Annotated in this window: 19 protein-coding genes; 11 read left to right on the top strand and 8 right to left on the bottom strand. The window is 42.0% G+C overall.

The features are described 5' to 3' along the window. Window positions 1-54 precede the first annotated feature (54 nt). Complete coding sequence (locus AC07NA_RS01410; protein WP_494895028.1) at window positions 55-1056, top strand: exonuclease domain-containing protein; 1002 nt, start codon at window positions 55-57, stop codon at window positions 1054-1056. 85 nt (window positions 1057-1141) lie between these two features. Here AC07NA_RS01410 and AC07NA_RS01405 read toward each other — a convergent pair whose 3' ends face one another. From AC07NA_RS01405 to AC07NA_RS01395, 3 genes are all read right to left on the bottom strand, one after another. After that, entirely contained in the window at window positions 1142-2221 is a 1080-nt protein-coding gene (locus AC07NA_RS01405) for an energy transducer TonB (RefSeq protein ID WP_494895026.1), read from the bottom strand. A 729-nt stretch (window positions 2222-2950) separates the two neighbouring features. After that, window positions 2951-3712: a TIGR03915 family putative DNA repair protein gene (locus AC07NA_RS01400; RefSeq protein ID WP_494895024.1), complete on the bottom strand. Its 762-nt coding sequence runs from the start codon at window positions 3710-3712 to the stop codon at window positions 2951-2953. A 2-nt stretch (window positions 3713-3714) separates the two neighbouring features. Then, entirely contained in the window at window positions 3715-4971 is a 1257-nt protein-coding gene (locus AC07NA_RS01395) for a putative DNA modification/repair radical SAM protein (protein WP_494895022.1), read from the bottom strand. Window positions 4972-5138: 167 nt separating this feature from the next. On the opposite strand from AC07NA_RS01395, the gene AC07NA_RS01390 reads away from it, so the two are divergent. Continuing rightward, window positions 5139-5504, top strand: a complete 366-nt coding sequence (locus AC07NA_RS01390) for a response regulator (protein WP_345209019.1) — start codon at window positions 5139-5141, stop codon at window positions 5502-5504. A gap of 69 nt (window positions 5505-5573) precedes the next feature. After that, window positions 5574-6377 (top strand): SDR family oxidoreductase, encoded by an 804-nt coding sequence (locus tag AC07NA_RS01385; protein ID WP_494895020.1) that lies wholly within the window; start codon window positions 5574-5576, stop codon window positions 6375-6377. A 209-nt stretch (window positions 6378-6586) separates the two neighbouring features. Here the strand turns inward: AC07NA_RS01385 and AC07NA_RS01380 are convergent, their stop codons facing one another. The 3 genes from AC07NA_RS01380 to AC07NA_RS01370 form a co-directional block, all read right to left on the bottom strand. After that, window positions 6587-6970: a DUF4890 domain-containing protein gene (locus AC07NA_RS01380; protein WP_494895018.1), complete on the bottom strand. Its 384-nt coding sequence runs from the start codon at window positions 6968-6970 to the stop codon at window positions 6587-6589. Window positions 6971-7021: 51 nt separating this feature from the next. Beyond that, a complete protein-coding gene (locus AC07NA_RS01375; protein ID WP_494895016.1) occupies window positions 7022-9844 on the bottom strand; it encodes an FAD-binding and (Fe-S)-binding domain-containing protein in 2823 nt (940 codons plus the stop codon). A 109-nt stretch (window positions 9845-9953) separates the two neighbouring features. After that, complete coding sequence (locus tag AC07NA_RS01370) at window positions 9954-10694, bottom strand: SDR family NAD(P)-dependent oxidoreductase (protein WP_494895014.1); 741 nt, start codon at window positions 10692-10694, stop codon at window positions 9954-9956. Window positions 10695-10787: 93 nt separating this feature from the next. Between AC07NA_RS01370 and AC07NA_RS01365 the strand changes: the two genes are divergently transcribed. The 4 genes from AC07NA_RS01365 (at window position 10788) to AC07NA_RS01350 (ending at window position 14471) form a co-directional block, all read left to right on the top strand. Further along, on the top strand, window positions 10788-11195 hold the full coding sequence (locus tag AC07NA_RS01365; RefSeq protein WP_494895012.1) for a winged helix-turn-helix transcriptional regulator: 408 nt from the start codon (window positions 10788-10790) through the stop codon (window positions 11193-11195). A gap of 96 nt (window positions 11196-11291) precedes the next feature. Next, a complete protein-coding gene (locus tag AC07NA_RS01360) occupies window positions 11292-12584 on the top strand; it encodes an OmpA family protein (RefSeq protein WP_494895010.1) in 1293 nt (430 codons plus the stop codon). Between the two features lie 41 nt (window positions 12585-12625). Further along, window positions 12626-13774, top strand: a complete 1149-nt coding sequence (locus tag AC07NA_RS01355) for a hypothetical protein (protein ID WP_494895008.1) — start codon at window positions 12626-12628, stop codon at window positions 13772-13774. Beyond that, complete coding sequence (locus tag AC07NA_RS01350; RefSeq protein ID WP_494895006.1) at window positions 13746-14471, top strand: hypothetical protein; 726 nt, start codon at window positions 13746-13748, stop codon at window positions 14469-14471. The genes AC07NA_RS01355 and AC07NA_RS01350 overlap by 29 nt, the downstream gene beginning before the upstream one ends. Before the next feature lie 58 nt (window positions 14472-14529). On the opposite strand, the gene AC07NA_RS01345 is transcribed toward AC07NA_RS01350, so the two are convergent. Continuing rightward, entirely contained in the window at window positions 14530-15009 is a 480-nt protein-coding gene (locus AC07NA_RS01345; RefSeq protein ID WP_494895004.1) for a Dps family protein, read from the bottom strand. Window positions 15010-15125: 116 nt separating this feature from the next. On the opposite strand from AC07NA_RS01345, the gene AC07NA_RS01340 reads away from it, so the two are divergent. From AC07NA_RS01340 to AC07NA_RS01325, 4 genes are all read left to right on the top strand, one after another. Then, a complete protein-coding gene (locus AC07NA_RS01340; protein WP_494895002.1) occupies window positions 15126-15878 on the top strand; it encodes a DUF4905 domain-containing protein in 753 nt (250 codons plus the stop codon). A gap of 21 nt (window positions 15879-15899) precedes the next feature. Then, window positions 15900-16901, top strand: a complete 1002-nt coding sequence (locus AC07NA_RS01335; protein ID WP_494895000.1) for a LysM peptidoglycan-binding domain-containing protein — start codon at window positions 15900-15902, stop codon at window positions 16899-16901. After that, a complete protein-coding gene (locus AC07NA_RS01330) occupies window positions 16894-17526 on the top strand; it encodes a uridine kinase family protein (RefSeq protein WP_345209007.1) in 633 nt (210 codons plus the stop codon). The genes AC07NA_RS01335 and AC07NA_RS01330 overlap by 8 nt, the downstream gene beginning before the upstream one ends. Before the next feature lie 124 nt (window positions 17527-17650). After that, window positions 17651-18031: a hypothetical protein gene (locus tag AC07NA_RS01325; protein WP_494894998.1), complete on the top strand. Its 381-nt coding sequence runs from the start codon at window positions 17651-17653 to the stop codon at window positions 18029-18031. 170 nt (window positions 18032-18201) lie between these two features. On the opposite strand, the gene AC07NA_RS01320 is transcribed toward AC07NA_RS01325, so the two are convergent. Beyond that, the gene (locus AC07NA_RS01320; protein WP_494894997.1) at window positions 18202-19284 is read right to left on the bottom strand and encodes an SGNH/GDSL hydrolase family protein; all 1083 of its coding nucleotides are present in this window, start codon (window positions 19282-19284) and stop codon (window positions 18202-18204) included. Window positions 19285-19293 lie beyond the last annotated feature (9 nt).

The following is a 19293-nucleotide window of genomic DNA, read 5'->3' as shown; positions in this document are numbered from 1 at the left end:
TTTATATAGTATAAAGTTGGCATACTTTTGCGACCTTTGCAGCAATATTTACTTATGAAACTCATTTTAAAACGCCCGCTCGCATTTTTTGATATTGAATCAACCGGTACCAATATTGGTGTCGACCGCATATTAGAACTTTCTGTTATTAAGCTATTTCCTGATGGTAGCGAACAGGTGAAAACATGGCGCGCCAACCCCGAAATGCCCATCCCGCTGGAAACATCGCTGGTACATGGTATTTACGACGAGCACATTGTTAACGAACCTGTTTTTAAAGCCATAGCACAAGACGTAGCCGATTTCATACACGACAGCGACCTGGCCGGTTATAACTCGAACAAGTTTGATATACCCATGCTGATGGAAGAGTTTTTACGCGCCGGTGTAGATTTTGATTTGGACAGTCGCCATTTTGTTGACGTACAGAATATATTTCACCAGATGGAGCAGCGTACATTGAAAGCCGCTTACCAGTTTTATTGTAATAAAGATATCATTAACGCGCATAGTGCCGAAGCTGATACCCGCGCTACGATGGAGGTTTTGCTTGCGCAGATAGAGCGTTATGAAAACGCCGAGTTTGAGGATAAAAAAGGCGTTAAAAGCATCCCGGTTGTTGGTGATGTAGAAGCGCTGCATAAATTTACCAACTTAAGCAAACCTGTTGATTTTGCAGGCCGTTTGGTTTATAACGAGGCCGGTGAAGAGCTGATCAATTTTGGCAAGCACAAAGGCAAACGTGTTGAAGAGGTATTTAATACCGAGCCAAGTTATTTTGCCTGGATGATGCAAGGCGATTTTCCGCTTTATACCAAACGCAAACTCGAAGAGATACACAAACGCTGGAGCGCGAAGAAAAATGCTGAAAGGCAAGCGGCTAAACCTGCTGCTCCAAAACCACAACAACCTTCAGAAGCCCCTTCAAAAGACTTTAAGAAACCTTACGACAAGCAAGGGCAACAACATCAACCATATAAAAAGAAAGAAGAACCTGCTAAGCCCGTTAATGAAGATATGCTGAAACTGTTAGCTGATAAATTCAAAAAAGCCTAAACAGCTTGGAAAATATTATATAACAGAAAGGACAATACGTTACGCGTATTGTCCTTTCTGTTATTGTTATTATATGAGCAGATAATTATTCAAAAACTACAGGATAATTAAACTGAACCCGAATTAGCTTGTCTTTCTCTATGCCGGGCAACCAGTTGGGACTTTCACTAATTAGTCGCAAAGCTTCTTCGTCGGCTTCTTTGGATAAGCTTTTCTTTATTTCAATATTGGTTAACGCTCCATTTTTTTCAACAATAAATGCAACTATTACACGGCCTTTATCTTTGACGCTGCTGCGCTTTTTATTTTGTATGAAAATTTTAAACTTTTCCATCCCTCCCGGAAATTCAGGTTGTCTGTTTTCGGGGTGCTTATTATACGAGGATGAGTTTGTTGAGGATGAGTTTGTTTTTGAATCAATTGATGTCTCTTGAAAAGATACATTTACTGGTAAATTGAACTGCTGGCGTACAGGCTTTCCATTTATTGTTGCAGGTTCCCATTTATCATTTATTAGTTTAAACACTCTTAAAACTTCCTGCCCTATCTCTGATGAAGGCTCCCTAACTATACGCGGGTTTGATGTGGTGCCATCTTTTTCAACAATAAAAGTAAGTATAACTTTACCCATAATATTTTTCTCGCGAGATAATTTAGGGTAAACAAACATTGAAGCAATTTTATTATAGAACGTTCCGAAACCTCCGGCGAAGTTTGCATTTATATCTACTTGAGAATATATGGTGTCGGTGCCGGTAATAGTAACGGCAGGAGCATCTTCTGAAAAAAACACAGGAATAGCATATTGCACACGTACTAAATTACCTTTTAATGTACCTGGTATCCATTCTCCGGATGCGCTTGCTGCCCTTAGTACTTCAGCATCAACATCGGGGCTGATACCCCTTAATATTTTAAGGTTTGAAAGCCGTCCATCCTTTTCAACAATAAATTGCAAATAGATCTTCTTTTTGGATAATGATATATTTCCCGGTTTTACAAATTCCTTTACAAATCTTGTATAAAAATTTTCTATACCACCGGGGTAATCGGGCGAAACATCAACAGTAGTATAAATGGTGGTATCTGAAACGATTTGTTTATTTTGAGCTTTTGCAAACGAGCTTATGATAATTAGTAGATATAGCGAGAAGATTTTTTTCATTTATAGTTAATTGTTCAGGTACTGTGAAGTTAAACATTTGCCACATTACCTGCAATTTTAAATGATGTCACTTTATGTTATTCTTTATAATGGCGAGTGGTTTACAATTTTCTGATTATCAGAACTCCGTATGAAAAAAACAAAGAAAATGCTATAAAAAGCAAAACGGAAGCCTCCTCTGTTCGATTTGACTTCCGTTTTAAACTCTATCTCGGGCCGTGGCCTTCCATAAAGCATCAAGTTTTGTGTATCCATGACCGATGCTGACCTCGCCTCTTACTCTCACGAGCACCCGGCTGCTTCCTCATCATCGCTTCTTAACGTTTTCGCCCCGTAGAGCTCCACGCTTTCTGCAACACCCCGTTAGCTACTTTTCTTTTTCCAAATACTTTCGTTATTGTCATTTTCATTGTAACTCAGATAACTCCTTTGATCTTTAGCTCCCCCAAAGGCTCGCCCGATTCAATTTCTGTTATTCTGTAAGGCTGTCAAAGTACGTCGTTCTTGATAATACTAAGATAGTGAGGATGGTAACATTTGTCAAGTGGTATTTTGTGTTTTTTATTAACAGGTTATACACAAATTCATCCACATATATTTATTGCTGATTATTAATGCTTTAAACTTATATAAGTATAAATAGAGCACTTTATTAACAATGCACTTTTAAACAATTTTAGTTCAAATGGTCATTTTATGCCGCCGTATAAATTCCTGATTATGTAATATTTATATTTTTTCTGTTAAATGCTTCCAATACCTTTTGGGGATATGGCGCACATGTAGCTTGGTGTTTTTGCGCGAAGCGATGTTTACACTCTTAAAATAGTTCTTCCATAAGTGCTGATAAACTTCTTCATCTTCGGTGTAGGCAGCTATCGTATTGCCGGCCTTTGTGTTATCTGTAAAATCGATAGAGACAAATTCGGCATCGTGTAAATCATAATACAGGCCATAGCTGCGCTTGGTATCATATATCATCCATTTTTGATCGGCATAGCGACTTTTAAAATGGCGGCGTAATAATGGTAGTACATTAAAATCGGGCTCAATAGCGGCGTAAAAAGTGCCATCCTGCAATTTCTGAAACCTTACGAATGCTTCCATTCTGTGCTTTTCGCGACGCATCATACGTACTATTTCCGAAACACGCATCACATACTTATTCCCATAATCCTCTTCAATGTTTTGCGATGTATCGAAAACATGGCGTATATAACCTACCAATATATCATCCTCATTTTTTATACCGGCGGTGTGCGCTATATACAAACGCTGCAACCCATCCGACGATAGTTTTTGATGCAGCGCTTTTAACACCCTGTTGGACAGGGTACTATCCGTTATTACCGGCAGCACCTCGTTAAACAAAGCGGTATTATGCCACTCGCCTTGCTGTAGTTTTACATAGATCAGCTTGCGCTCATATATTTCAAAAATGGCAGTCAGTAGGCCTTCAAAAGTGCCATCGTATAAAAGCGTGGTTGTCATAATTAAAAGAGGCTAAGTTGATCGGGTTTATTTTTGAGATATTTACTATGCGACTCGGCCAGGATGAACTGCTTTATATTATTGCCGGTAAGATCGCGCCGCTCGAAACTGTTGCTGTTGCAGGTAATAAAATAGCGGGCCCTGTTAATGGCTACGCCCATCTTTTTGATTTGCTCCCAATTAAGTTTACCAAACTTGCGGGCGCTAACTATTTTTTGCGCCGACTGTACCCCTATGCCCGGCACGCGTAATATCATTAGCAAATCGGCCTTATTAATATCAACCGGAAACACCTGCATATTACGGATAGCCCAACCCAGTTTTGGGTCGATGTCTAAGTCGAGATGCTGTTGCGTGTTGCTTACAATTTCGTTCACCTTAAAGCCGTAAAAGCGCATCAGCCAATCGGCCTGGTAAAGCCGGTTTTCGCGCACCATGGGCACGGCAGTATTTAACGCGGGCAAACGGTTATCGGCCAATACCGGCACATAGCCCGAATAATAAACCCTGCGCAGGTTAAAGTTTTTATAAAAGTAATTTGCCGCGCCTAAAATTTGCTGATCATTTTCGGGCGTAGCACCTATAATTACCTGGGTACTTTGCCCGGCGGGTGCAAACATGGGCGCTTTTTTAAATAGCTTTTTTTCTTCGGTATTTTGAATAATGCCCCGTTTCAGGAAATCCATAGGCTGTATCATATCCTGCCGGTTTTTATCCGGTGCCAATAGCTTTAAACCTTCTTCGGTAGGCATTTCCAGGTTTACGCTTAACCTGTCGGCATATAAACCAGCCTCATGCATCAGCTCATCGCTTGCGCCGGGGATTGATTTTAGATGGATATAGCCGTTAAATTTATGTTCGGTACGGAGCTTCTTGGCTATTTGTACCAGGCGCTCCATGGTATAATCGGCATTTTTAAAAATGCCCGAACTCAAAAATAACCCCTCAATATAATTACGGCGGTAGAAATTAATGGTCAGGTCTACCACTTCCTGTACTGTAAATGCTGCACGTTTAATATCATTACTCTTGCGCGATACACAGTAAGCACAATCAAATATGCAGTGGTTGGTGAGCAATATTTTCAGTAACGACACGCATCGCCCATCTTCAGTATATGAATGGCAAATACCGTTACTGGCATTACCCAGCCCCTTGTTCTCATTTTTACGTTTACTGCCGCTCGATGCGCATGATACATCATATTTAGCAGCATCCGCCAAAATGTTTAGTTTTTCCGTTATCCGTTCTGCATTCATATCAATCAAAAATACTAATAATATTAGTATTTAATATTTTTTAGCAATATTTGTTTTACTCCCTATATGTTTATAAAATCACTGCTGATAAATTATTTATAAAATATATTAATCGTAGCGAAAATATGGAACACTATTTGCTATTAATAGTTTATACACAAATGGTTATGAGCAAGAAAATATTGTTAGTGGATGATGACCGCCTGATATTGGAAGCGGTAAGTGCGATGCTCGATTATTATGGCTACGATGTAAAAACCGTATGGCGTGGTGAAAAGGTTTTTGAAACCATCGGCGAGTTTGAACCCGACTTGATATTGATGGACGTTCGCCTGTCAGGCATGGATGGCCGCATGTTGTGTAAAGCTATTAAATCAGTGAACCGGATACAGGATATTCCTATCATCCTTATTTCCGGTTACGGACTTAACCCCGATATATTACATGAGCCCGGCGCACCTAACGATTTTGTATTAAAACCATTTGATATTGCCGATCTGCTGCAAAGCATAGAACGCCAGTTAGCCGCTTAAACACTATTTATACATTACAATTACCCCTGCAAATAGTATTGTTATTACTTTAGCGGCTTATTATAATATATGATGCCTGATAAGTTAACAGTAAGTATTTTGGGGTGTGGATGGTATGGTTTAAGTTTTGCCGAATCGTTAGTGGCAAAAGGCATAACAGTTAAAGGTTCTACTACTTCTCCTCAAAAGCAAAAAGAACTTAAGGCAAAAGGCATTCTCCCCTACGTGATAAAAGTTAATGCTGATGAAGCTACCGATGATGCCGATTTTTTTAAATGCGATATATTATGGATAGCAATTCCGCCCAAAACACGCTCTGGTGAAGGTGATAGTTATGTGCATAAAATAGAACGTATTATAGAATTGGCCGTGTTGCATAAAGTACAGCAGGTAGTGCTTATTAGTTCTTCCGGTGTTTATGGCGATCATAACCAGGAGGTAGATGAAATTACAGCGCCTAACCCTGTTACAGAATCGGGCAAGGTGTTATTACGGGCTGAAGATCTGGTAAGGGCCCAGGCTGAATTTACGAGTACTATTATCCGCTTTGCGGGATTGATCGGTCCGGGGCGCGATCCGGGGCGTTTCTTTGCCGGGAAAAAGAATATTCCGAATGGCAAAGCACCTGTCAACCTCATTCACATGGACGATTGCATAGGTATCAGCCACGCAATTATAGACGAACAGGCATTTGGTTATACGTTCAACGCCTGCTCACCATCACATCCCGAAAAAGCTGATTATTATACCCGAGCCGCCAAAGCATCCGGATTAGAAATCCCGGAATTTATTGATGAACTGCTGGAGTGGAAAATTGTAGGCAGTATTTATGTGGATGATGTGCTGGGGTATAATTATACGACCATGATTTGACCATTGATTTAACCTTGATTTGTAGGATTTTCGGGATTACCTTGATTTGATTTTGGGATCAAGCCTGATTACCAGATTTTCCAAATCATTAGCTTTAATATATAATTAAGGTAATCCCAAAAATCCTACAAATCATGGTTAAATTAAGCACAAAAAAAGCGGGCATCACCCGCTTTCTCATTTTTGAAAAACTATCAAATCAACTCGTATTATTCTTTTTCGGCCGCTTCTTTATGGCCTTTATGTTTTTCTTTTTGGGCAGCTTTTAGCGCTACGTAAGCTTTCTTTTGGTCGGCGGTAAGTATAGCACTGATTTGCTGATCGGTATTGGCTAAAATTTCTTTGCGGGCAGCTTTATGTTGCTTTTTATCGCCTTGTGTTTTGTTGGCTTTTACACTGTCGACCTTAGTGGCCTGGGTAAGCAAAATGGCATTCACCTGTTTGACTTGTGTGGCGTTTAACTTCAACTCTTTTTGCAGCTTGGCGGTTAAGTGTTGTGCTTTCTGACCCGGAGTTTTTTCCGCTTTAGTTTGTGCATTGGCAAGGGTGCCTAAACCACCTACAAATGCTATAATTAAAAGTAATTTTTTCATTGTTTGTATTTTACTTATTGACTGTTTAAGATCCCGATGGTTTAATTGGTATTAAATTGATTCGTCCAGCAAATATAAAATAGACTCATAATTTTCATTTACCGCATGCGACATGGCCATTTCGCAGGTTTTGGTAGATGAATAATAGCCATCGTATTTATTACGGCTAACCTCCAATGCTTCGGGCATAGTGGCTGATTCTGTTAATTCAGGGATTAAAAAGCCCCTGTCTCCGGCCATGCCACAGCAGCCTGCATGCAGCGGCACAGTTACCTTTTCGGCGTAATGATTGGCCAGTTGTACAAATTTATCGTGCGTGTGCATTTTGTGTAAAGAACATACCGGGTGCACCACTACCGATTGTCTTTTATTTACTACCTGTTGCTTCGGCATTACTACGTCGTGAAGGTAATCAACGCAGTCTAAAATGATGAGTTTATCGTAACGTGCTTTATTATCTTCGGTAAGTTGGGCACGCATATTTTTAATGGCATACGCGCATGAACTCACGTCGATCACTATAGTTAGCTCGCCGTTATTGCTCGCTTGCCACATTTGTTCAATAAACACATTGGCCATGTACTTATTGGCATCATTATATCCCTTTGATGAGAAGATCTGGCTGCAACAGCTTCCGAAAACATTACCGGGCACCTCAACCGTAATACCCGCTTTTGCAGACACGCTGATAAAGGTTTCCATCAGGTTCTTTTTACCATCGGCACTGCTGCCCAGCATACGCGAAATACAGCTGGGATAATATAATATTTTTTCGCCGGTAGATGGTTGATTGATAGTTTTCAGGGCCGATAAGTCAGGCGGGGGCATGATTTGCTCTGTCCACAACGGCATAGCCGGAATCAGTTTTTTTATAACCCCTGTGATACCTTGCATTGCCTTTTTGCCAAATAGTTTATTAATTACAGAGCCCGATTTTAAAGCGAATCTCGCTCCCCAAACCATTACGCCAAAATTTTTGGCTACCAGTAACGCTATTTTATTAGCAAACGGCGAATGGTTTTCACGCCTCAATCTTTTGATCAGCTCACCCGTATTAATATCAACCGGACAAGCAGTTGCGCAAAGTCCATCTACCGCGCAGGTATCCATACCATCATACTGAAATTGATCGAGCAGGATCTTATGATTGAGCTTATCCCCCTTCAATTCCATCTTTTTCAACTCACGCCTAATCACAATTCGCCGACGTGGCGTAGTGGTTAGGTTTCGGCTGGGGCATTTATGTTCGCAATAGCCGCATTCAATACATTTGTCTACCTCGTGCTCTACCGTTGGCAGGGGTTTTATATTTTTGATGTGGACGTTTTTATCTTCATTAATAATTACTCCCGGGTTGAGCAGGTTGTTTGGGTCGATAGCCTGCTTTAGTTGCTTCATCAGGTTATAGATGTCGCCGCCCCATTCAGTTTCAACAAAGGGTGCCATGTTGCGGCCGGTGCCATGTTCGGCTTTTAAGGCGCCGTCGTATTTTTTTACTACCAGTTCCACCACATCCTGCATAAAGCGGTCGTATCTAAGCACTTCTTCAGGCGAATTAAACTCCGGCGTTATCAAAAAGTGGATGTTACCATCACGGGCATGACCGAAGATGATGGCATTATTGTATTCGTATTGCTTAAATAAAGCATGCAGATCAAGTATCGCGTCGCCCAGCTTTTCAACCGGGAAAGCCACATCCTCCAGTATCACCGTGGAGCCACTCACCCGCACCGCGCCAACTGACGGAAACAGGCCTTTACGCACCTTCCAAAAGTACTCCTGCTCTTTAGCATCGGTGGTAAATACAGGGGCATATAACAAGGCCAATTGCGGTACGGCCTGTAAAAAACGGTTAACATTACGCTCTAAATCAGCGTAATTATCTTCCTGAAATTCAACCAACAATGCGGCTGCATGTTCGCCAACTTCGCGCACGGCAGCAGGCAGGTTGGGCATATTTTCAATGGCACGTAACGATGCCCTGTCCATTAATTCTACAGCCCTTGCTCCTGCTTCATTTAGCGGCACCAATGCCTGGCAGGCGGTGTAAATATCAGGGAAGAACAGTAAGGAGGCCGACTTGAAATTGTAATCGGGCACAGTATTCATTACTGTTTCGGCGATAAAGGCAAGTGTTCCTTCGGCTCCTACAAGCAGGTGCGCCAAAATATCCAGCGGGTGCTCAAAATCTATCAGCGCGTTTACAGAATAACCTACCGTATTTTTTATCCGGTACTTATTGCGGATCTTATCTTTTAATTCAGCATTGGCCAGCAAGCCATCTCGCATTTGCGCTAAAAGCTGGTATAAGCCATCACATTCGGTTTCAAAGCGGGTATAATCGGATGGGTTTTCAGTAGTAAAGGTTTTGCCATTGGGCAGTATAAAGCGGATGTGTTTTACCGTATGGTACGAGTTGAGTTTAACCCCGCAGCACATCCCGCTTGAATTGTTTGATAATATACCGCCCATCATTGCCGAATTGATGCTCGCCGGGTCGGGGCCTATCTTTCTTTTATATTTTTTTAGGTAGTTATTTACCATGCCTCCCGTAATGCCGGGCTGTACACGCACAAGCGCGCCATCATCTTCAATTTTTAAAGCATCCCAATATTGGCTTAAATCAACCAAAATACCATCGGTAATGGATTGCCCTGAAAGACTCGTTCCCCCGGCCCTGAAGACAATGGGAATATTATGCTTCGTAGAAAATTGAAACAGAGCTACAATTTCGCTTTCAGTTACAGGCTGAACTACGGCTTTGGGGGTAAGACTGTAAAAACCTGCATCTGCCGCGTACGATAACAAATCGATCAGCCTGGTTTTTATGCGGGCCACGGGTAATATTTGCTGTAACTGTAGTTCTATATCCATTGGTACAATAACCGCTGCTGTAAGCTTGGATAGCAAATGTAATAAATACCCATAAACAAAAACGGCAGAGAACATCGTCCCTGCCGTAATAATGCTGTAAGTTTTTTGGTTAAGCGTTCAAACCGCCATCAATAGTAAGTGCCGTACCTGTAATATATTTACCTTCTTCGCTTGCTAAAAATGCGACCAAGCCAGCTACATCTTCTCCTTTACCATACTCCGGCAAGGCCATGCGGCTCCTTAGAAAGTCGGCCAGTTCCCCTTGTGCCGGGTTCATATCAGTATCGATAGGGCCGGGTTGTACCAGGTTGACGGTAATGTTATTTTTACCCAGATCTCTTGCCAGTCCGCGGGTAAAACCGCTAAGTGCCGCTTTGCTCATGGTATACAAGGTAGTTTGCGGACCAAGCGCGTTTTCGGCCATATTGCTGCCAATATTAATGATCCGCCCGCCTGCCGGAATGTGCTTCACAGCTGCCGATGCTGCTACGAATAATGCCCGAACATTAACACCCATTATCTGGTCGTAATCTTCCAGCGTGTGTTCTTCAAATGCTTTGCCTATGTAGATGCCAGCGTTGTTCACCAAAATATCCAGGCCGCCAAATTCGGCCACGGTTTTGTTAACCGCGTCGGTTACCGCCTGCGCGTCTATACTATCTGCGGCTATGGCCAATGCTTGTCCGCCATTGGCGATAATTTCGGCTGCTATGGCCTCCGCTTTTTCGGCAGATTTTGAATAAGTAAGCACCACTTTAGCGCCTTCGGCTGCCAGTCTTTTAGTAATTGCAGCGCCTATGCCACGTGCTCCGCCGGTAATTAATGCTACTTTATTTTTTAAACGTTCCATGTTTGTTTTATTAAATTTTGATCAAAAGTAGCTGGTAGTACTTATATTTGTAAGTACACATTAAATTGTTAGGTACTAACAAAAAAGTAAGAAATGAGAAAAGAAGCTTCAACCAACTTTTTTAACGAAAAGCAAATGATCGATAGCTGCGGCATGTCGTACGCTTTATCTGTTTTGGGCGGTCGCTGGAAACCCGCGATATTGTGCAACCTGTCGCACGGTACCATGCGTTACAGCCATCTTAAAAACATTATCCCCAATATTTCCGAGCGGATGCTGGTTGCCCAGTTGCGCGAATTGGAGCAAGCCGAAGTGATCCGTCGTATTGTTTACCCCGAAGTACCGCCGAGGGTTGAATACGAGCTTACCGATCTTGGTCGCAGCATGAAGCCGATGCTAACAGCCATGTCTGACTGGGGCAATATGCATCGTAACCGCAACGCCGTTTCTGAAGCCAATGTGGTAACCGAAGAAACTATCGCTTCGGAACAGGCTATTTAATAGTCACTTACATTTTTTTATTGGGTGGTGTAACGTTCGGAAAAATTTATCCGTCATCATATTAATCACAAAGCTGCGAAGCCTTAAACAATTAATATGAAATACAACCTGATACTTTGCACAGCGCTGATGCTTACTATTTCGCAGGCATCAAACGCCCAGTTTTTTAATAAACTGAAGAAAAAAGCCGAGGCGGCAGTAAACGACGCTATTGACGGCAAACCGGTAAACACACCTAAAGTTGCCACCAAACAACCTGCTCAAAATACAACTCCGCAACAAACACAGCAGGCAGCGCCGCAAGCTAATACCGAAGCAACAACACCGGCCACTCCTGCCCTCACATCGTACACCAAATACGATTTTGTACCGGGCCAAACTGTTATTTATAGCGACAACTTTGCTACGGATGCCGCCGGGGAATTACCAGCCGGATGGAACTCTAACGGAAATGGGGCCATTACCAGGCTCAACAACTTTGAGGGCAACTGGATGCGAATGGATCAGCAGGCGGCTTACCTGCCGGGCAAGGATCTGGCATCAACCGATAACTTTACGCTGGAGTTTGACCTCGTGCTCGATCTTAAATCAAACGGATATGGTTTCCCTGAGTTTCGTTTTGGCATGATATCAACGGGAAAAGTTCCGGTAGGTGATAACTCGTTGCTGAGCGATCAAAAAGGCGCTAAATCTTTTGAGGTTGAGATCAGCCCGAGCACCAACAGCAGCACTTCGCAATTACGTTTTACGAGTGATAAAGGGCGTACCTCCTACTTTCGCAGCCCGGTAAAATCATTAGAGAACTTTTCGAGCTTTTACGGCAAAGTAAGCCATGTGGCTGTTCAGGGTCAAAAAGAACGCCTAAGACTTTGGGTAAACGGCGACAAGATCATCGATGTACCAAAGGCGATCCCGGCCGGCGATATACTTAATCAGCTGTTTTTTGTAGTGGGCAGCAGCAATTATACCAACTCGCAATTAGGTATTTACGTGGGCAATATAAAGGTAGCCCAGGGCGCGGCAGATCTTCGTAATAAACTGATCAACGAGGGCCATTTCTCTACTACGGGTATTTTGTTTGATGTAAACGCGGCCACCATCAAGCCCGAATCAAGCGGTACGCTGCAAGAGATAGCCCAGGTATTAAAAGATAATCCTGCCATCAACATTACCATTACCGGCCATACCGATAGTGACGGCAACGCGGCGGCTAACCAAAAGCTAAGCCTGAGCCGTGCCGAAAGCGTAAAGAACACCTTTGTCAGCACCTATGGTATCGACGAAGCCCGCTTTAAAATAGCAGGTAAAGGCGCCACTGTACCCGTAGCCAGCAATAAAACAGAAACCGGTAAAGCTCAAAACCGCAGGGTTGAGTTCACCAAAATATAATCCAGTCAATCACCAAACCAAATTTTAAAAGAATCATCACAATGAAACCCATTACTTTACTATGTGCCGCCGCGTTATTGGTATGCGCACAATCATCAGAAGCACAATTTTTAAATAAACTGCGAAAAAAAGCCGAAGCGGCTGTAGGCAAAGCCGTAACCGGCGGTTCATCATCAAACAACAGCGATAGCAATGCTTCAACTAACGACAACAGTGAAGGCGGCGCCGTAAACGGCGATGGCGGAGGTGCTGCCCCGGTATCAGCGGCAGCGTCAAAATACGGGCAGTCGTTATTTACCCTCGAAAAATCAGAATATATTGTTTACGGCGAGATCAGCCTGAGCATTAAAGCCGATGGTTCGCACGCTAAAGTAGTTACCCGTAACAATGGCAAGTTTTACCTGTACGATAACAACACCAAAAGCGGCCCTTTCGATAAAGCCCCTGTGCATTTGTTAGACGATTATAAGCGCAGCTACGATAACCCCATCGCCAATCAGGATTACGAACAAACCAATGCCACATCGTATGTATCGGCCGGAGTATTTGAGGTAGATGGCAAAAGCTACGGAAAAGTATTAACAGTAGGTTCCATGTATCATAATAAAAAGACTAAGAAGTTTTACGCCATACTGGTTAAAATGGAGCAAAATAAAATGGCATACTATTTTGTTACCGAAAAAACATCGCGTAAAATAACCAGCGCGGGCTCAAACATATTGGTATCACCTAATGGTGAATTGGGCGGTGTAGTAATTCCGGCAACGCAATACAATGCCAAGACAGAGGCCGATGCCTATAATTTTGTAATGAACGATGATGTATATATCGTACTATCGAACGGTAACACGGTTGGTCCGTTCAAGTATGCCGAATCAAGCAGTACCTATTTGGATAACAATGCCAATTACGTGCAGGAAGCATCCTCATCAAAAAATGCGGTTTATGTAAATGGCAAACCGATGATCACCTTCACTCCCGATGATCATACAGGTTCGGGTGTGTTATTCCTGAATGCCAAGGCTACATCAGGTGCATGGTTTGATCAGGGTGACCTCTATTTTTCCGATGGTACCCGGATCAAGAACAACGCCCTGCAACCGGCCATAGCGATAGAGGGCGGCAAACAAATGCTTTATTGGGTAAGCTTAGAAAAGAAAAATGTATACATCTGCAAAAAAGAGTTGTAGTACTATTTGCATGCTTTGGCTATTGTTTTTCAGTAGCCAAAGCTTCGCTTTAGATTACCGTGAACTTTTCGGCTACTCCTATACAAAAGCCGAGCGTAATACCGAAAAGCTGCGCCCCATATTGCAAAAATATGCAGGCCAATATAAGGAAGACGCTGTTTTGATGGAAGCCGTAATATTCCCCGAGGTAATGCGCTACAACAAACTATACAATGCCATTGAAACCGGTTCATTGAATAGTTTGTACAGCCGTTTCGGATCCGTGTATTCCGATTTTTCAATCGGTTTGTTGCAAATGAAACCCACATTCGCCTTATCAATAGAACAATACCTGCTGAAGCATAAAAACCTGCCCTGGGTAAAGGAAATGGGGTTTGACAAACTATCCGTAAAGGACGATTACGAAAGCCGCATGGCCCGGGTGGATAGGTTGAATAATACCGAATGGCAGATAAAATACCTGGTAGCTATGCTAAAATGTATTCAACTTAAACATCACCAGTTAAATACTACATCCGCAGATGAAAAGCTGCAATTCATCGCGGCAGCCTATAATTGCGGCTGGAATAAACCAACTAAAGTGATCAATTCGTACATCAGCAAAAAGTTTTACCATATTGATCATTGGGCAAGCGATACTTATTCGTTTAGTGACGTTGCACTTTACCGGTATAACGAACTGAACAAACCGGCATAAAAAAGGAAGCCCTGCTTAACTAATTAAGCAGGGCTTCCTTTTTATTATTAATAGATGATTAATCTTCGTTTACGAAAGAACGCAGCATCCAGGTAGTTTTTTCTTTGAATTGCATAAACCTGTTCACCATGTCGTTGGTACCGTCGTCGCCCGCATCGGCAGTTATGTCAAGCAACTCACGCTCCAGTTCAATCAGCGTAGCCATATCGGCAATGATAGCGCGTACCATGTCGGTATCTTTCATACCTATGGTGTTCACTTCTTTTAATTTCGATGTTTTTATATAGTCGGCAAAAGTGCTGTATGGTGGTTTTCCAAGTGTTAATACCCTCTCGGCCAGTTCATCAATAGTGGTTAAGGCATCAGTATATAATTCCTCGAATTTAAGGTGCAGGGTGAAAAAGTTATTGCCTTTTACATTCCAGTGGCAGCCTCTTAATTTTTGATAGTGGATGTGATAATTGGCAAGCAGATCGTTCAGATGATCAACTACAGGTCTTACTTTGCCTTCTTCAAGGCTTATTTCTTTTGCGTCCATAAAGTTTAAATTTTCTTGTGATTCTTTAACACCGTTGCCGTGTCAATGTTTTCAAAGCTAACATCTGTTTTTAATTTACAATGCCCATATTTGTCAACATTTACTAAACTATTGTAATGCTAAAGCCACAAATAAGCGAAAAACTAAATGGTGTAATATGGCGGCTTGAAATAGACGGAATTACCGAAACTATTGTACTTGAAATAAGGAACGACAGCGAAAAGCAGGTAAGCTTTACATCAATAAACTTGCAAAGCGGCAAGGTAAATTTTAAAGGTTTAACTACCGACGAAAGATGGCTTACCGGTATTGAAACCGTGCATGATGGTGTCTTGCTGCTGCATAATTATCAATCGGAAAGCGGCCCGGCGCATAAAGCGTTGATTGCCGTAAATGCCGAAACCGGCGAAACGCTGTGGAGCAACTATGTTTTGGCTTTCGATCATTTAACCACCAATGGCCCTATAGTTTATAACACCCAAATATTACCTAAAAAACTGCTATTAGCTGATATACATACAGGTAGCCAAGTGAGGGCATTTAATACCATTATTGATTTAAGTGTTGAAACCGATATATTAGCGCCGCAGCTATTACCTGCTGAATTTATTAATACAGATTTGTTACCTGTTAAACCTTACGGTAACATACATTATCTTGAATATAATAATTTCAGAATTATATCTTTGCACACTCTTTCGGGAGATGTTTTGTCGCAATGGTTGTTTATTGTGGATGATACGGGTATCGTTTATCAAGATTTATTAAACGCCGGTATACAAAAACTACAGCCCGAGGCGTTTGTATTACATAAAAATTGGTTGATCTGCCTTAAAAACAAAACTGAGTTACAAGTTTTGGAATTATAAGTTACTGTATAATAATTTATTATGAAATTTAAACTAACATTATTGTTTATATCGTTCTTTGCCCTTTCAGTACCTGTTCTTGCTACCTCCCTGTTAGATTCTGTTGGCGTTGAAAACCAAAACGGAAAAAAAGTAGTATTGCATAAACTCGATCCGAAAGATAATTATTACTCTATTGGTCGCCGTTACAACATTAAACCCGGCGTTATTATAAAATTTAACAACAACGCGCCCTTACGTATAGGCTCAATTATTAAAGTACCAACCGATCTTCCTTTTGAAGAACAAGCCGTTACTACCACCCCTACTACAACAAGCGCACCGGTTAATACTCCTACCAAAACAACTACCACACCTGTTGTAACCGAAAAACCGGCCGTTGTTCAGCAACCTGTACAACAACAACCAACCACTAATACCGATGCTAACGTACCTGTATTTCAGGATTACAAGGTATCGGCTGGGGAAACTTTGTATGCCATAGCAAGGCGTTTTAATACCAATGTTGAAGATATTACTACAATTAATAAATTAACATCTACAAGCCTTACTCCGGGTCAAATTATTAAAGTGAGAGCTAATACACCGGCTACTGCTGCACCTGTTACTCCTCCGGCAACCACAACGCAAGTGCCTGCTAATACAACCAATAACGAACGTATTGTAGCCCAGCGCGACTCAACCACACCTAATATTGTTGACAGTGCTTCGCGTGGAATTAATGGCAACCGCTTTGGTTTGTACGAAAAAAATGAAAAAGGTGTGGCCACCTGGATGGAGGAAGCTGGTTTAGATGCAAATAAAAAGTTAGTTTTGCACCGTACAGCGCCTATTGGTACGGTTATCAAAATTGTTAACCCCATGACCAATCGTACTACCTTTGCTAAGGTAGTTGGCCGCTTTACTGATAACGAGAGTACAAAAGACGTAATTATTGTGATGACTAAAAATGTGGCCGAATCATTAGGCGCCATTGACAAACGTTTTCATGTGAACATCAGCTACGGTAGCCCGAATGAATAAACCCTATATTATTGGTATTGCCGGTGGCAGCGGATCTGGCAAGACCTTTTTTTTAAAATGCTTTTTACAGCACTTCACGCACGAAGAAGTGTGTTTGGTATCGCAGGATGATTACTATTTTCCGGTAGCGCATACCATGACGGCCGAAGAAAACAAGCTGTATAACTTTGACCTGCCCGATACTATTGACCATACTCATTTCGAGGAGGACATTGAAAAGCTGGTAAGCTATCAGCCTATTTACAAACAGGAATACACTTTTAATAACCCCAACGCGATACCCAAAACGCTGGAAATAAAACCTGCTCCCATACTTATAGTGGAAGGTTTGTTTATCCTTCACTTCCGTAAAATTGCCGACATGCTGGATATGAAGGTGTTTATTGATGCGGATGAAGACATTGCCCTGCAACGCCGTTTAAAGCGCGACCTTACCGAACGTGGTTACTCTAACGATGACGTACACTACAAATGGGTGAACCATGTAGTACCGGCGTATAAAGAATACCTGTTACCGTATAAAGGTGAGAGCCATAAAGTGATCACCAACAACTCGCACGTTGCCGAAGATATTATTTGTGTAACAGAGGCTATCGCTAAGGAACTGCGCGAAAAGGTATTGTAATTATTCTCTCTTTTCTTGGTTTTAAATATGTCTGCTTTTGTGGATGCATTTATGCATGTCAATAATTCAAAAATACTTGGCACGATAATTTCATTATAGGTAATACACTAATTATAATGAAATCATGACTGCATATAAAGATGAAGAGCTGAACGATAACTTAAATCAGTCAGCCGACGACAATACTGAAGCCAAGCCTAACGCTTATCGTGTAGAAGACGATAATTCAACGGAAGAGAAAGACCTCAAAGGCATATTAGGCGGTGAAATGAAAGATGCCAATGCCCCGGGTATGGAGGCTGAAGGTGCAGGAGGTCATAAATTTGGCGAAATAAACAACACACCATCCGGCGACGATAAAAACAATCCATCGAGAAACGCGGGATATTCCAATGCCTACTTCGCACGTACCGAACCATCTGATGAGCATCCGGAGAATAATAACTTCAAGGCTGATGATAAAGATGATTATCAGGAAGGGACTGTTGGGAATAATGGTAAATAGGTGAGGGAACCTTCCTGTTATTCTGAGAAACTTAATCCTTTTGGACTTTGGAGTTAAAATAACGATGACTCACATCCCCCTCCACTATCATGCTGAGGAACGAAGCATCTATCGCAGATAAGCATAGCGAAGCAGATTCTTCGTTCCTCAGAATGACAGGTGTAAATCCCCTACCACTTCACCTTATCATCAATAAACTTGATCAAGTCATCAGCCATTACTTGCTGTTCTTTAGGGTTAGGGTGACCGGATGTGTTTTTGTAGGGAAAGAAATGCGTATATATCGCTTTATCATTTAAACTTGCCACGCCCTTTTCGATATATCCCGGCCATGGCGAGCCCGTTTTAGTAGCATCCATATTACCCAACGCGCAAATGATCTGTGCTTTGGGATACTTACTTCTAACCGACTTTACAAAATCGCGATACGCACTGATGATAAATTCGGGAGTTGGCGCTTTGTCGCCGAACCTTTTTTTGTATTCGGGATGCTGGGTATTCAGCGTAAGCCATGAGTCGTTTTGGAGTAGGTTGATCACTATCAGATCGGGTGTATACTTACTGAAATCCCATTTGCTGTTCGGGTCTGTGGCATCCAATCTGTCGTACATTTCGGGCATAATCAGCGGGAACCAGCTGATGGTAATACCTATCCCGCTTTTGGCGGTGCAATAGTATTCGGCATCAAAATATCGTGCGGTGATGGCCGCATAGCTGATATAGCCGTTCTCAAATTGTGCCGTGCCCCTATCCTGTCCGGTTGAATCTTCAACAGCATAACCGCAGGTAATTGAATTTCCGAAGAACTCTATCTTACGTTTTTTAGGCGGTGTGGTATAAACCTTATTGCCATCAAGTTTAAAACCGTAAAACCATGTTTTGCCCATGGCCCACTCGGTACGTTTAAATAACTGAAGCGTATGTTTGCCGGGCTTAAGGTTTGATGCAAGCGTATACTCCTTCTGCTCTTTATCGGGGTGTATTACGTCGGTTACTTTATTATCTACGATTACATTGAAGGTATTTTCACCGGTTTCATCCTTTAAAATAGCTTTAGCGCTTGTGCCGTTAAAAGTGATAGTGGCCGAATTACCTGTCCATGAAAGTATCGCGGCAGTATCTGTTACCGCTACCCGCCCGGTATAATGTATCCGCTTATCGTTGCTCTTTAGCAGGTTAAACTGCTGTGCCTGGCAGGCATTTAAAAACACCACCAAAGCAAACGAAACAATACTTAACCGAAACTTTATCATAGGCTTATT

The organism is Mucilaginibacter sp. GW821-FHT07G05 (genome assembly GCF_059418565.1).
The sequence above is the reverse complement of the archived record's forward strand: the minus strand, read 5'-3'. Positions and strand labels throughout refer to the sequence as shown.

Coding starts and splice junctions, on each gene's coding strand:
- AC07NA_RS01320 (WP_494894997.1), bottom strand. CDS start 19,284: ATGATAAAGTTTCGGTTAAGTATTGTTTCGTTTGCTTTGGTGGTGTTT.
- AC07NA_RS01345 (WP_494895004.1), bottom strand. CDS start 15,009: ATGGACGCAAAAGAAATAAGCCTTGAAGAAGGCAAAGTAAGACCTGTA.
- AC07NA_RS01405 (WP_494895026.1), bottom strand. CDS start 2,221: ATGAAAAAAATCTTCTCGCTATATCTACTAATTATCATAAGCTCGTTT.
- AC07NA_RS01390 (WP_345209019.1), top strand. CDS start 5,139: ATGAGCAAGAAAATATTGTTAGTGGATGATGACCGCCTGATATTGGAA.
- AC07NA_RS01335 (WP_494895000.1), top strand. CDS start 15,900: ATGAAATTTAAACTAACATTATTGTTTATATCGTTCTTTGCCCTTTCA.
- AC07NA_RS01360 (WP_494895010.1), top strand. CDS start 11,292: ATGAAATACAACCTGATACTTTGCACAGCGCTGATGCTTACTATTTCG.
- AC07NA_RS01340 (WP_494895002.1), top strand. CDS start 15,126: ATGCTAAAGCCACAAATAAGCGAAAAACTAAATGGTGTAATATGGCGG.
- AC07NA_RS01355 (WP_494895008.1), top strand. CDS start 12,626: ATGAAACCCATTACTTTACTATGTGCCGCCGCGTTATTGGTATGCGCA.
- AC07NA_RS01325 (WP_494894998.1), top strand. CDS start 17,651: ATGACTGCATATAAAGATGAAGAGCTGAACGATAACTTAAATCAGTCA.
- AC07NA_RS01330 (WP_345209007.1), top strand. CDS start 16,894: ATGAATAAACCCTATATTATTGGTATTGCCGGTGGCAGCGGATCTGGC.
- AC07NA_RS01375 (WP_494895016.1), bottom strand. CDS start 9,844: ATGGATATAGAACTACAGTTACAGCAAATATTACCCGTGGCCCGCATA.
- AC07NA_RS01410 (WP_494895028.1), top strand. CDS start 55: ATGAAACTCATTTTAAAACGCCCGCTCGCATTTTTTGATATTGAATCA.
- AC07NA_RS01365 (WP_494895012.1), top strand. CDS start 10,788: ATGAGAAAAGAAGCTTCAACCAACTTTTTTAACGAAAAGCAAATGATC.
- AC07NA_RS01350 (WP_494895006.1), top strand. CDS start 13,746: ATGTATACATCTGCAAAAAAGAGTTGTAGTACTATTTGCATGCTTTGG.
- AC07NA_RS01400 (WP_494895024.1), bottom strand. CDS start 3,712: ATGACAACCACGCTTTTATACGATGGCACTTTTGAAGGCCTACTGACT.
- AC07NA_RS01385 (WP_494895020.1), top strand. CDS start 5,574: ATGATGCCTGATAAGTTAACAGTAAGTATTTTGGGGTGTGGATGGTAT.
- AC07NA_RS01370 (WP_494895014.1), bottom strand. CDS start 10,694: ATGGAACGTTTAAAAAATAAAGTAGCATTAATTACCGGCGGAGCACGT.
- AC07NA_RS01395 (WP_494895022.1), bottom strand. CDS start 4,971: ATGAATGCAGAACGGATAACGGAAAAACTAAACATTTTGGCGGATGCT.
- AC07NA_RS01380 (WP_494895018.1), bottom strand. CDS start 6,970: ATGAAAAAATTACTTTTAATTATAGCATTTGTAGGTGGTTTAGGCACC.